At 72.4% G+C, this 12,098-nt stretch carries 11 protein-coding genes and 1 pseudogene; 4 read left to right on the top strand and 8 right to left on the bottom strand.

Annotated features, from left to right (window positions below; translation table 11 throughout):
* Positions 1–2: 2 nt before the first annotated feature.
* The gene (locus tag B446_RS21590) at positions 3–362 is read right to left on the bottom strand and encodes an NADH-quinone oxidoreductase subunit A (protein ID WP_007383963.1); all 360 of its coding nucleotides are present in this window, start codon (positions 360–362) and stop codon (positions 3–5) included.
* A 745-nt stretch (positions 363–1,107) separates the two neighbouring features.
* Between B446_RS21590 and B446_RS21585 the strand changes: the two genes are divergently transcribed.
* On the top strand, positions 1,108–1,929 hold the full coding sequence (locus tag B446_RS21585) for a C40 family peptidase (RefSeq protein ID WP_020941563.1): 822 nt from the start codon (positions 1,108–1,110) through the stop codon (positions 1,927–1,929).
* Positions 1,930–2,147: 218 nt separating this feature from the next.
* Positions 2,148–2,771 carry a peptide deformylase gene (def, locus tag B446_RS21580; protein ID WP_020941562.1) on the top strand — a complete coding sequence of 208 codons (624 nt, stop codon included), beginning with the start codon at positions 2,148–2,150 and terminating at the stop codon, positions 2,769–2,771.
* A gap of 49 nt (positions 2,772–2,820) precedes the next feature.
* Here the strand turns inward: def and B446_RS21575 are convergent, their stop codons facing one another.
* Positions 2,821–4,155, bottom strand: a complete 1,335-nt coding sequence (locus B446_RS21575; protein WP_052352171.1) for a geranylgeranyl reductase family protein — start codon at positions 4,153–4,155, stop codon at positions 2,821–2,823.
* Between the two features lie 47 nt (positions 4,156–4,202).
* Here B446_RS21575 and B446_RS21570 point away from each other — a divergent pair, with 47 nt between their 5' ends.
* Together B446_RS21570 and B446_RS21565 are read left to right on the top strand one after the other, a co-directional pair.
* Positions 4,203–4,709, top strand: coding sequence for a GNAT family N-acetyltransferase (locus B446_RS21570; RefSeq protein WP_043476203.1), 507 nt, complete (start codon positions 4,203–4,205; stop codon positions 4,707–4,709).
* Between the two features lie 120 nt (positions 4,710–4,829).
* The gene (locus tag B446_RS21565) at positions 4,830–5,165 is read left to right on the top strand and encodes a PASTA domain-containing protein (protein ID WP_078614771.1); all 336 of its coding nucleotides are present in this window, start codon (positions 4,830–4,832) and stop codon (positions 5,163–5,165) included.
* A 34-nt stretch (positions 5,166–5,199) separates the two neighbouring features.
* Here B446_RS21565 and B446_RS21560 read toward each other — a convergent pair whose 3' ends face one another.
* The 6 genes and pseudogenes from B446_RS21560 to B446_RS21535 all read right to left on the bottom strand — a co-directional run bounded on the left by B446_RS21560 (position 5,200) and on the right by B446_RS21535 (position 11,899).
* A complete protein-coding gene (locus B446_RS21560) occupies positions 5,200–5,895 on the bottom strand; it encodes a demethylmenaquinone methyltransferase (RefSeq protein ID WP_020941558.1) in 696 nt (231 codons plus the stop codon).
* Between the two features lie 82 nt (positions 5,896–5,977).
* Positions 5,978–6,577: a hypothetical protein gene (locus B446_RS21555; protein ID WP_020941557.1), complete on the bottom strand. Its 600-nt coding sequence runs from the start codon at positions 6,575–6,577 to the stop codon at positions 5,978–5,980.
* A gap of 17 nt (positions 6,578–6,594) precedes the next feature.
* Positions 6,595–7,809, bottom strand: a complete 1,215-nt coding sequence (gene mqnC / locus B446_RS21550) for a cyclic dehypoxanthinyl futalosine synthase (RefSeq protein ID WP_020941556.1) — start codon at positions 7,807–7,809, stop codon at positions 6,595–6,597.
* Positions 7,810–7,880: 71 nt separating this feature from the next.
* Positions 7,881–8,660, bottom strand: a complete 780-nt coding sequence (locus B446_RS21545; RefSeq protein WP_020941555.1) for a prepilin peptidase — start codon at positions 8,658–8,660, stop codon at positions 7,881–7,883.
* Between the two features lie 1,379 nt (positions 8,661–10,039).
* Positions 10,040–10,979 (bottom strand): annotated as a pseudogene (locus B446_RS41165) (serine/threonine-protein kinase); the annotation flags it as partial.
* Between the two features lie 71 nt (positions 10,980–11,050).
* Positions 11,051–11,899: a menaquinone biosynthetic enzyme MqnA/MqnD family protein gene (locus B446_RS21535; RefSeq protein WP_020941553.1), complete on the bottom strand. Its 849-nt coding sequence runs from the start codon at positions 11,897–11,899 to the stop codon at positions 11,051–11,053.
* Positions 11,900–12,098: the final 199 nt, after the last annotated feature.

Genomic DNA, 12,098 nt, shown 5'->3' with positions numbered 1-12,098 from the left:
CCTCAGTCCCATTCCAGGCCGCCGCGCCGCCATACGTACGCGTACGCGACGAAGACGGTGAGCACGAAGAGCAGCATCTCCACGAGCCCGAAAACACCCAGGGCGTCGAAGGTGACGGCCCAGGGGTAGAGGAAGACGATCTCGATGTCGAAGACGATGAAGAGCATCGCCGTCAGGTAGTACTTGATGGGGAAGCGCCCGCCGCCGGCCGGCGTGGGGGTCGGCTCGATGCCGCACTCGTAGGCCTCGAGTTTGGCCCGGTTGTACCGCTTCGGACCGATCAGCGTGGCCATGACCACGGAGAAGATCGCAAAGCCTGCCCCGAGGGCTCCCAGTACGAGGATGGGCGCATACGCGTTCACCGCTCCTCGCTCCTCTCAGTCGGCGCTGACTGCTGGCGGTTGCACTGGGCTCACGTCCGTCCCACCGGTCCCTCGCGCCACGCCCGTCGCGAGCGAAGATCGAGAACATGTGAAGCAGGTCACAAGCCCAACTGCCTCGCATCTTATGCCTGCCGCTCTGTGATCTGCGACACGGGGTATTACACAAGCTTTGTGATCTCCACCACCTGACGAAGGATCATGAAGTCGGATGATGGGTGATCTTCGCACGCGAAGCGTTCAGCTGATCACCAGAAGTGACATTTTCGCTCGTCATCGCAGGCCAGAAGGGGCGTCTCCATATCAAGAGAGTTCCGCTGCATGCAAATTGGCGTTGGACGGTGCCCCCTGATAGAGAGCCGCGTTCACACGTCAGGGGGAGGTCCGGGGCGCGATGTGGACGGGGTGCGGACGCGTGCACGCGTTCACGAACTGCCGGGCGCGCGAGACGCCGCCCTCCGGGCATCCGTTCCGTGACCTCCGCCACATCCATGAGAGTCGTCTGAGAACGGGGCTTGGCCATCCACCCCAACCGATGGTAGGCGCGCCGCAATTCGGACTTAATGATCAAAGACCGTGATCAAGGGCTTGATCGTGTGGGTCCGCAATGTCCGTTACGGCGTCAATAAAGAGTGACGCGCCCGGGTTTTCCGGCCTCGATTGAGTAACTGTGGCGCACCACACGTTTCTTGAAGATATGAAGGAGCCCCTGGTACCGGTTGTTCCCATGTCCCACACCGCTCACATACGCAGCCACCGGAAGCCCCGCCGCAGCGCGTCCACCATCGCGATGCGGGCGGGAGTTGCCGGTGGCGTTCTCGGCACCCTGGCAGTAGCCGGGGCGGCCGGCTCGGCGAACGCCGCCGAGCCCGTGACGCAGACCCTCGAACTGCCCACCCTGACGGCCGACCTGGCCGCCCAGGTCGCCCAGTCCGCTGACGCCACGCAGCAGGCCGCCGCCAACTACCAGCTGCAGGCCGAGCGTGACGCGGCCGCCGCAAACGCCGCCAAGCAGGCCAAGTCGGACCTGGCGGACGCGAAGCAGAAGGCGGCGGAAGCCAAGAAGAAGGCCCAGGAGGCCGCCCGGAAGGCCGCCGCGGCGCGCGCCTCGCGCAACGCGGAGCGGACGACGCTCTCCACCACGGCGGGCGCCGACGTCTCGACCTCCACCTCCACCAGCACGTCCACGGCCACCGGTTCGGCCGCCGCCGTCGTGAACTTCGTGAAGGCGCAGATCGGCAAGGCGTACGTCTCCGGCGCCACCGGCCCCTCGGCCTACGACTGCTCCGGTCTGGTGCAGACGGCCTTCAAGCAGGTGGGCATCAGCCTGCCGCGCGTCTCCCAGGACCAGTCGACCGCCGGCACCCAGGTCTCGCTGAGCAACCTGCAGCCGGGCGACATCCTGTACTGGGGCAGCGCGGGCAGCGCGTACCACGTGGCGGTGTACGTGGGCGACGGCATGTTCGTCGGCGCGCAGAACCCGTCCAGCGGCGTCGGGGAGCACCCGCTGTCGTACGACCCGCCGACCGGCGCCGTGCGGGTGCTCTGAGCATCCGGGACGCCGTCTCACGCACGCAGGGCCGCAGCCGCTTGGGGGCAGCGGCCCTTCGGCGTACCCGCCGGAGGGCGTGTACGGCGCCTCCCGGCCGGTTCCGGCGCCTCCCGGCCGGTTCCGGCGGGTCCCGCGTGTCCGGCGTGCCCCTGTGACGGCCGGGCCCGTTCTGTTGTCATGAGACGCACATCCTCACGACGCAGGGAGACACAGCGATGCCCAGTGTGTTCGTACAGGGCGCCCCCGCCGACCACTACCCCCGCCACGCCCCCGAGGCCGGGCGCGGCGCGGTGCGCCGCATCACCGAGGTCGGCGAGGAGGTCCTGCACCGGCCCTGCCGGGACGTGACCGAGTTCGGGCCCGACCTCGCCGCGCTCATCGACGACATGTTCCTCACCATGTACGTCGCCGAGGGCGCGGGACTGGCGGCCAATCAGGTCGGGGTGGATCTGCGGCTGTTCGTGTACGACTGCCCCGACGACGACGGTGTCCGTCATGTCGGGCATATCGTCAATCCGGTGCTGGAGGCCGCCTCGGCCGGGCGGCGGCTGATCGACGAGGGCGAGGGGTGCCTGTCCGTGCCGGGTGCCGTGATGGACGTGCCCCGGCCCGAACGCGCCGTGGTGCGCGGGCAGGACAGGGACGGCAACCCGCTGCTGATCGAGGGCACGGGGTACTTCGCGCGCTGCCTGGTCCACGAGACCGACCACACCGAGGGCCACATCTACCTGGACCGGCTCTCGAAACGGGAGAAGAAGGACGCGTTGCGGCAGATGGCGGACCGGCGGGACGAGGTGTTCGCCCGCCGGGCCGCCAGGGCCGAGCAGCTGAGCGGCTGAGCCGGGCCCAGGACCCGCGAAGGCCCCCCACGACGGCCCCCGCGAGGGCTCAGGCCTTCGGGGCCACCCTGCTCAGGCCGTTGATGATGCGGTCCATGGCGTCGCCGCCGGTGGGGTCGGTGAGGTTCGCCAGCAGCTTGAGGGTGAACTTCATCAGCATCGGGTGGGTGAGACCGCGCTGGGCGGCGATCTGCATGACCTTCGGGTTGCCGATGAGCTTCACGAAGGCGCGGCCGAGGCTGTAGTAGCCGCCGTAGGTGTCCTTGAGGACGCGCGGGTAGCGCTGGAGCGCGATCTCCCGCTGGGCGGGCGTCGCCCGCGCGTGGGCCTGCACGACGACGTCGGCGGCGAGCTGGCCGGACTCCATGGCGTAGGCGATGCCCTCGCCGTTGAAGGGGTTCACCAGGCCGCCGGCGTCGCCGACGAGCAGCAGGCCCTTGGTGTAGTGCGGCTGGCGGTTGAAGGCCATGGGCAGGGCGGCGCCGCGGATCGGGCCGGTCATGTTCTCGGGGGTGTACCCCCAGTCCTCGGGCATGGAGGCGCACCAGGCCTTGAGGATCTCGCGCCAGTCCAGCTCCTTGAAGGAGGCGGAGGTGTTGAGGACGCCGAGGCCGACGTTGGAGGTGCCGTCGCCCATGCCGAAGATCCAGCCGTAGCCGGGCAGCAGGCGGTCCTGGGCGCCGCGCCGGTCCCACAGCTCCAGCCAGGACTCCAGGTAGTCGTCCTCGTGCCGGGGGCTCTCGAAGTACGTGCGGACCGCGACGCCCATCGGACGGTCCTCGCGGCGGTGCAGGCCCATCGCGAGGGACAGGCGGGTGGAGTTGCCGTCGGCGGCGACGACGAGCGGCGCGTGGAAGGTGACCTCGCGCTTCTCCTCGCCGAGCTTGGCGGTCACGCCGGTGATGCGGCCGGTGCGGTCGTCGACGACGGGGCCGGAGACGTTGCAGCGCTCGTACAGGCGGGCGCCGGCCTTCTGGGCGTTGCGGGCGAGCTGCTCGTCGAAGTCGTCGCGCTTGCGGACGAGGCCGTAGTTCGGGAAGGAGGCCAGATCGGGCCAGTCGAGCTGGAGACGGCTGCCGCCGCCGATGATGCGCAGGCCCTTGTTGCGCAGCCAGCCGGCCTCCTCGGAGATGTCGATGCCCATGGCGACGAGCTGTTTGACCGCGCGCGGGGTGAGACCGTCGCCGCAGACCTTCTCACGCGGGAACTCGGTCTTCTCCAGCAGCAGTACGTCGAGACCGGCCTTGGCGAGGTGGTACGCGGTCGTGGAGCCGGCTGGCCCCGCGCCGACGACGATCACATCGGCGGTGTTTTCGGAGAGGGGCTCGGTCACGGCGGGATCTCCCCAAGGTTTGAAATCTGCGTGCCGACCGGCACTGGACATGGGCAGTCTATTCAGCAGAATTGATCACCCGGCTGAAGGGCTGCCCAGTGAACCGAGCTCTCCCCGCAGTACGGCTGCGTGTGCCCACCGACGAGGACGCGTTCGCCTGGCACCGGGTCTTCGCGGACCCCGAGGTCATGGAGTTCCACGGTGGCCGCGCGGCCGAGCTCTCGGTGTACGAGGAGCTGACCGCGCGCCAGCGCCGGCACGACGCGGAGCGCGGGTTCTGCCTGTGGTCGGTGCTGGACGGCTCCGGGGACGTCGTCGGCTTCACCGGCGCGCAGCCGTGGCCGCACGCGTGGGGTCCGGCGGGCGAGATCGAGATCGGCTGGCGGCTCGGCCGGGCGCACTGGGGCCTGGGGTACGCCTCGGCGGCGGCCGAGGAGACCCTCGGCCGGCTGCGGGAGGCGGGGGTGCCGCACGTGGTGGCGATGGTCGACGCGCGCAACACCCGCTCCATCGCGGTGACCCGGCGGCTGGGCATGCGGCTCGTGGAACAGTTCACGACCCCGGCCTCGGAGCGGGAGGGGCACTGCTACCGGCTCGACCTGTGACCGGAACCGGCGATCACCGCTTTGGTGACGGAAAGTGACCAAGTGTTACAGATAGCCACCCGAAGCTTCCGGGTGGCACCGGCACGGAGTTACCCTGCCAGTACCGCTGGGGGTGACATCTTGCGTATAACACCCAAATCACCTGAGACGCGCGTCCCTCGTCTGGTCGGCCTCATGGCCATGGACGCGCGCGAAACGGCCCGGGCGCGGGGCCTGTTCCTCAACGCGCCGGACCGCCCCGACTTCGCGCACACGGTCGTCGACTACGTCGTACGCCAGTATCCGCAGCCCGGCGCCGAGGTGCCGCCGGACTCGATGGTCTACGTGTGGTTCGACTTCGGTGAGGGCGAGGGCGGCGGAGGCGTGCGCGAGCCACGCATCCCACGGCCGCCCTCCGGAGGGGTCCAGCGGGAACTCGGCGAGCCCGGGGACGCCTTCGAGATGATCAACCGCTGAGCGCGCCGCCGCGCCGCCCACGGCCCGGCGGGGTTCAGCCCTCCTTGAAGGCCCGGTGCAGCGCGACCACGCCGCCGGTCAGGTTGCGCCAGGCCGGCTTCGACCAGCCCGCCTTGCGCAGCCGCTCGGCGAGGGCCGGCTGGTCGGGCCAGGCCCGGATGGACTCGGCGAGGTAGACGTACGCGTCCGGGTTCGAGGACACCGCGCGCGCGACCGGCGGCAGCGCCCGCATCAGGTACTCGGTGTAGACGGTGCGGAAGGGCGCCCAGGTCGGGTGCGAGAACTCGCAGATCACCACGCGGCCGCCGGGCCGGGTCACCCGGTACATCTCGCGCAGGGCCGCGTCGGTGTCCTGCACGTTGCGCAGCCCGAAGGAGATGGTGACGGCGTCGAAGGTGTCGTCCCGGAACGGCAGCCGCGTCGCGTCGCCCGCCGTGAACGGCAGCCAGGTGTTGCGCTTCTTGCCGACCTGGAGCATCCCGAGGGAGAAGTCGCAGGGCACCACGTACGCGCCCGCCTGCGCGAAGGGCAGCGAGGAGGTCGCGGTGCCGGCCGCGAGGTCGAGGATCTTCTGCGCGGGACGCGCGTCGACCGCCTTCGCCACCTCCTTGCGCCAGCGCCGGTCCTGGCCGAGCGACAGCACGTCGTTGGTCAGGTCGTACCGTTCCGCCACGTCGTCGAACATCGAGGCGACTTCGTGCGGCTGCTTGTTCAGGGAAGCGCGGGTCACCCGCCCATTGTTGCAGCACGGTCTCACGGGACCGGTCGCGGCTTCTTCCTCGCGGCCACGTCGCGGTCGGGCTGAGCCCGGATCAGCGGGCGCGGTAGACCAGCCGCCCGCCGATCACGGTCGCCACGCAGGTCCCGGCGCCGCGCCGGACCAGTTCGGCGCGGTCGCCGACGTCGAACACGGCGAACCGGGCCGGACCGCCCGGCACCAGGCCGGGCAGCAGGATCAGCGGTGCCGGGGACAGCGCCGCCGGGCCGGGCAGCCGGTCCGGCCGCCGTCCCACCGCGAGGCCCGCCCTGCGCACCGCGTCGAGCGCGGCCCGCGACCGCAGTTCCCCGGCCACCGCCACCGTGCCGTGCGCCAGCATCCGCTGCACCCCGCGCCGCGCGCTCGCGCCGAGGCGCGCGGGCTCGGCGCGGAAGATCTCCCGCGCCCGCTCCCCGCCGACGGGCTCGGTGCCGAACTCGTCGGCCTCGCGCGGGTCGGGGTGGTAGGTGGCCTCCAGCAGCTCCGGGCCGTACGGGTTCAGCAGGCCCGGGGTCAGGATGCCGGGCCAGCGCCGCACCCGGGCCCCGGGGTGGCCGTCGGCCAGTTCCTGGAACGGGCCGACGGCGGCGACGGACGCGCCGTCGGCCAGCACCGCCGCCCCGGGTGACTGCTCGGCCACGTGAAGGGTCAGCACGGGACGTCCGCTTCGCTCTAGTTGGAGGCCAGCAGCTTCAGTTCGGGGTGGGCGGTGCCGCCCTCGATCGCCGTGGAGGAGATGTGGGAGACCACCCGGTCGTCGACCGGGTCGTTCGCCGGGTCGTCGTGCACCACGAGGTGCTCGTAGGTCGTGGCGCGCTGCGCCGGGACGCGGCCGGCCTTGCGGATGAGGTCGATGATCTCGAGCCGGTTGGAGCGGTGCCTGGCGCCGGCCGAGGAGACCACGTTCTCCTCCAGCATGATCGAGCCGAGGTCGTCCGCGCCGTAGTGCAGGGAGAGCTGGCCGACCTCCTTGCCGGTGGTCAGCCACGAGCCCTGGATGTGCTGGACGTTGTCCAGGAAGAGGCGGGCGATCGCGATCATCCGCAGGTACTCGAAGAGGGTCGCCTGGGTGCGGCCCTTCAGGTGGTTGTTCTCGGGCTGGTAGGTGTACGGGATGAAGGCGCGGAAGCCACCCGTGCGGTCCTGCACGTCCCGGATCATGCGCAGGTGCTCGATGCGCTCGGCGTTCGTCTCGCCCGTGCCCATCAGCATGGTGGACGTCGACTCCACGCCGAGCCGGTGCGCGGTCTCCATGATCTCCAGCCAGCGCTCGCCGCTCTCCTTCAGCGGGGCGATGGCCTTGCGCGGCCGCTCCGGGAGGAGTTCGGCGCCGGCGCCGGCGAAGGAGTCCAGGCCCGCCTCGTGGATGCGGGTGATGGCCTCTTCCACCGAGACGCCGCTGATCCGGGCCATGTGCTCGACCTCGGAGGCGCCCAGCGAGTGGATCACGAGCTGCGGGAAGGCGTCCTTGATGGCCTTGAAGTGCGACTCGTAGTACTCGACGCCGTAGTCCGGGTGGTGGCCGCCCTGGAACATGATCTGGGTGCCGCCCAGTTCGACCGTCTCGGCGCAGCGGCGCAGGATGTCGTCGAGGTCGCGGGTCCAGCCCTTGGCGGTGTCCTTGGGGGCCGCGTAGAACGCGCAGAACTTGCACGCCGTGACGCACACGTTCGTGTAGTTGATGTTGCGCTCGATGATGTACGTCGCGATGTGCTCGACGCCGGCGTACTTGCGGCGGCGTACGGCGTCGGCGGCGGCGCCCAGCGCGTGCAGGGGCGCGTCGCGGTAGAGGACCAGCGCTTCCTCGGGCGTGATGCGTCCGCCCCCTGCCGCTCGGTCGAGTACGGCTGTGACATCAACGGAAGCGAGGTCGGCCTTCTCGGTCACCGGGCGTCCCTTTCGTCAAGGGTTGTGGACGGACCGAACCAGCCTACGCCAGCCCCTTTGTCCGCCCGCCGTCAGGCCGCGTACGCGCCGACCAGCAGGCCCGCGACGGTTCCCGCGAGGAGGAACGGCCCGAACGGGATCCCCGTCTTGCGGCCCGCCCGCCGGGCGAGGACCAGCGCGCCGCCGTAGAGCGCGCCGAGCGCGAAACCGGCGAAGGTGCCGAGCAGGAGGGTCGGCCAGCCGTACCAGCCGAGGACGGCGCCCGCGCCCAGGGCCAGCTTCACGTCGCCGAAGCCCATGCCCGCCGGGTTGACGAGGCACAGCACGAAGTAGCCGCCGCCGAGCGCGAGGGCGCCGTACAGCGCGGTGGGCCAGTGCCCGGCGTGCTCGGGCAGCAGCGCGGCCAGTCCGAGCAGGGCGAGCGCCGCGGCCGCGAGCGGCAGGGTGAGCGGGTCGGGCAGCCGCCGCACCCGCAGGTCGACGGCGGCCAGCAGCACCCACACCGGGGTGAGCAGCAGCCAGACGGCCAGCTCGGGCCGGGTGCCGGTGGCCACGGCGAGCACGGCGCAGACCACGGCGGTGGCGACGGCGAGCCGGGCCGCGGAGGGGGTCGCCGGGCACGGAGCCCGGCCGCACTCCCGGCACACCGTCCGGCCGAGCCAGCCGTGGACGGGGTGGCCCGCCGGGCACCGGTCGCGCCAGGGCTCCTCCTCCGGGGCGGCGAAGCGGTAGGCGGCCCGCGGGAGCAGAGCGCCCGCCGCCGCGCCCCACAGCACGGCGACGAGGACCAGCACACCGGTGCTCGCCTCGGCCAAGTCGGTCAGTGCGGTGCTGGTCAGTGCGGTGCTCATGGGGCCGGATCAGCCCACCTTCGACATGCGGGCGACCGGATTGCCCTCGGCCGAGCTGTCCGAGGCGTACTTCAGGTCGTCGCCCACCGGCGTCAACCGCACCGGGTGGGGGGTGGGGTTGCAGCCCGCGTGGTTGCCCGGCGCGCCCGTCGAGGTCGCCTCGATACCGGTGTCCGTCACCTTCCCCAGGGTGAGGATGTCGGTGCAGACGCCGCCGAGCTGGTCGGTCTGCTTGAGCCGGCCCAGTTCCTGGCCCGGTCCCGCCCGGTGGACGGTGAGCCGGAAGGTGCCCATGGGCAGGCTGCCGCCGAGCCCGCTGGCCTCGCCCTCCCACGTGCCGATGTAGCGGGCGGGGACGGCGCCCGAAGTGCCTGTGCCTCGGCTGCGGCTGGGGGACGGCGTCCGGGCGCCCTGGGTGGCACCCGGCTCCTGGGTCCGACCGTCGGCCGGCCGCGACGAGTGGGGGGCGGGGGGCGCGCTGCCCGCCGAGTCGTGGTCACCTCGGGCCCACGGCTGCAGCAGCGCCCCGAGTCCCACGGTCACCGCGGCCAGGGCGCCGGCCACGGCCAGCGCGACGGTGCAGCTCACCCGCCGTCCGCGCCCGCTCTCCCCCGGCGTCGAGGCGGCCGCGACGCTGACGGTGACCTTGCCGGGCGGGGCCACCGCGTCCCGCTGCCCGGGCACCACGGTCGGCTCTCCGCCCGCGGGACCCGCCCCCGTGGCGGGAGACCCGGCCGGCGGCGGCGTCATCGACGGAGCCGGCCCGAACACCCCGCCGGCCGCCCCGGACCCGCCCGGGCCCCCTCCCGGCCACCCGCCGTCCGGCACCGGCCCGGCGGGCCCGCGCACCGAGGGACTCTTTGCGGCCGAGCCGCCCCCGGCGAACCCGGAGCCCGCGGTGCCGCCCCTGGCGAACCCGGGGACCACGGCCCCGCCGTCGGAGAGGCCGGCCACCGGGAACTCGCCCCCGGGCGGACCGGCCACCGGGGCGCCGCCCACCGAAGGCCCGGCCGCCGCGAACCCACCCACCGGAGCACCTGCGCCCGGGGCATCGCCCACCGAAGCACCCGCCCCCGAGGCACCGCCCACCGAAGGCTCAGCCCCCGCAACCCCACCCACCGAAGAACCGGCCCCCGCGAACCCACCCACCGAAGCACCCGCCCCCGAGGCACCGCCCACCGAAGGCTCAGCCCCCGCAACCCCACCCACCGAAGAACCGGCCCCCGCGAACCCACCCGCCGAAGCAACCGCCCCCGGCGGCGTCACCCCCGCAGCCCCGCCCACAGGGGAGCCGCCCGCCGGGGAGCCGCCCGGGAAGTCGGCCGGGCGGGCCGCCGGCACGCCCGCCGCCGGTGTCCCCGTGGGGGAAGTCCCGCTGATCGAGGGGCTGCTGAAACGGATCGGGCCCGAAGGGGCCGGGTCCGTCGTGTCGAGGTTGAGGAGGTGTACGGCGCTGCGGCTGACCTGTTCCACCAGGGGGCCCGGGAGCCAGCCGCCGGTGACCAGCCGGGCGGCGCCCTCGGGGGCGAGCCGACGGGCCAGTTCGGCGGGGGCCGGGCGGGCCGCCGGGTCCTTCGCCAGGCAGGCGGCCGCCGCCTGGCGCAGCTCGCCGGTCAGCGAGCCCAGTTCCGGCTCCTCGTGGACCACCTTGTAGAGCAGCGCGGCCGAGGAGTCGCCGGGGAAGGGGGGCTCGCCGGTCGCCGCGTAGGCCAGCACCGCACCGAGCGAGAAGACGTCGGCCGCGCCGGTGACGCCCTTGCCGAGGATCTGCTCGGGGGCCATGTAGCCGGGCGAGCCGACCGAGACGCCGGTCGCGGTCAGGGACGCCGTGCCTGCGGTGGCCCGCGCGATGCCGAAGTCGATGAGGAGCGGGCCGTCCAGGGTCAGCAGCACGTTGGAGGGCTTCACGTCCCGGTGGACCAGGCCCAGTTCGTGCACCGCCGTCAGGGCCTCGGCGAGGCCGGCGCCCAGGGCCCGTACGGTGTGCGCGGGCAGCGCGCCGCCCTCGGTGACGGCCGCGGCGAGGGAGGGACCGGCCGCGTAGGCGGTGGCGACCCAGGGCACGGCCGCCTCGGGGTCGGCGTCCAGGACGGACGCCGTCCAGGCGCCGCCGACCCGGCGGGCGGCCTCCACCTCACGCCGGAAGCGGGCCCGGAACTCCTCGTCGAGCGCGAAGTGCGGGTGCACGATCTTCACGGCGACCGTGCGGCCGCCCGCGCTGCGGCCCAGGTAGACCCGGCCCATGCCGCCGGAGCCGAGCCGGCCGAGCAGCCGGTAGGGCCCGACGGCGGCCGGTTCGTCGGCTCCGAGCGGCTGCATGGCGTCCACCTCTCCCCCGTAACGCCCTTGCGCAACGCCTCACTGCTGCCCGCAGCGTAGTGCCGCGGGGTTCACGGCTGAAGCAGGTCCACCCGTACGTCCGCCGGGAAGCCGGTCGTGGGGCCGACCCGGCGGGCGAACTCCGCGACCGCCTTCAGCTGCGGTCCGCCGAAGCTGAAGTCGAGGGTGGTGAAGTACTGCTCCAGGGTGGCCTCGTCGAAGGACTCCCAGCGGGCGGCCTGTTCGGCGACCTTGCCGACCTCCTCCAGGGAGAGGTTGCGGGAGGCGAGGAAGGCCTCGTGGACCTTGCGGGTGATGAACGGCTCGCGTTCCGCGTAGTCGCGCCGGGCCGCCCAGACCGCGAAGACGAACGGCAGGCCGGTCCACTCCTTCCACAGCGCGCCCAGGTCGTGCACCTCGAGGCCGTAGCGGGGTCCGTCGATCAGGTTGGCGCGCAGGGCGGCGTCGCCGATGAGGACGGCGGCGTCCGACTCCTGCATCATCAGGCTCAGGTCGGGCGGGCAGGTGTAGTAGTCGGGCCGCACGCCGAACCGCTCGGCCAGCAGGAGCTGGGCCAGCCGGACCGAGGTCCGGGAGGTCGAGCCGAGGGCGACCCTGGCGCCGTCCAGCCGGTCGAGGGGCACCTGCGAGACGATCACGCACGACATCACGTCGCCGTCGCAGCCGACGGCGATGTCCGGGAAGGCGACGAGGTCGTCGGCGTTGCGCAGGAACTCCACGAGGGTGACCGGACCGATGTCCAGGTCGCCACGCACGAGCTGCTCGCTGAGCTTCTCCGGGGTGTCCTTCGTGAGCTCGAAGTCGAGGAGCGTGCCGGTTCTCGCGAGCCCCCAGTAGAGGGGCAGGCAGTTCAGGAACTGGATGTGGCCGACGCGCGGCCGAGTGCGAGAATTGTCCACATCGCGAGGCTAGACCCCGTCCTGTACCGTGCTGAGACCGACCCCACCGTCAGCACACCCACCCGGGGTTTCAAACATTCGGGTGAAGTGATCTTGACCTCTATTGCATCCGGCTGCCCACATGCTAGGCTCGCCGCAAGTTGCAGTTTGGTTTCCCTTGCAGTACAGAGCCTGCGGAGCATGTGACCGCGGGCTCTCG

This window comes from Streptomyces collinus Tu 365, from assembly GCF_000444875.1.
Lineage (GTDB): Bacteria > Actinomycetota > Actinomycetes > Streptomycetales > Streptomycetaceae > Streptomyces > Streptomyces collinus_A.
This window is presented reverse-complemented; position numbering and strand designations above follow the sequence as displayed.

What these genes read in the sequence shown, in the direction of transcription:
- def (WP_020941562.1), top strand. Translation starts at nt 2,148, where the DNA reads ATGCCCAGTGTGTTCGTACAGGGCGCCCCCGCCGACCACTACCCCCGC.
- B446_RS21545 (WP_020941555.1), bottom strand. Translation starts at nt 8,660, where the DNA reads ATGAGCACCGCACTGACCAGCACCGCACTGACCGACTTGGCCGAGGCG.
- B446_RS21585 (WP_020941563.1), top strand. Translation starts at nt 1,108, where the DNA reads ATGTCCCACACCGCTCACATACGCAGCCACCGGAAGCCCCGCCGCAGC.
- B446_RS21575 (WP_052352171.1), bottom strand. Translation starts at nt 4,155, where the DNA reads ATGTCCAGTGCCGGTCGGCACGCAGATTTCAAACCTTGGGGAGATCCC.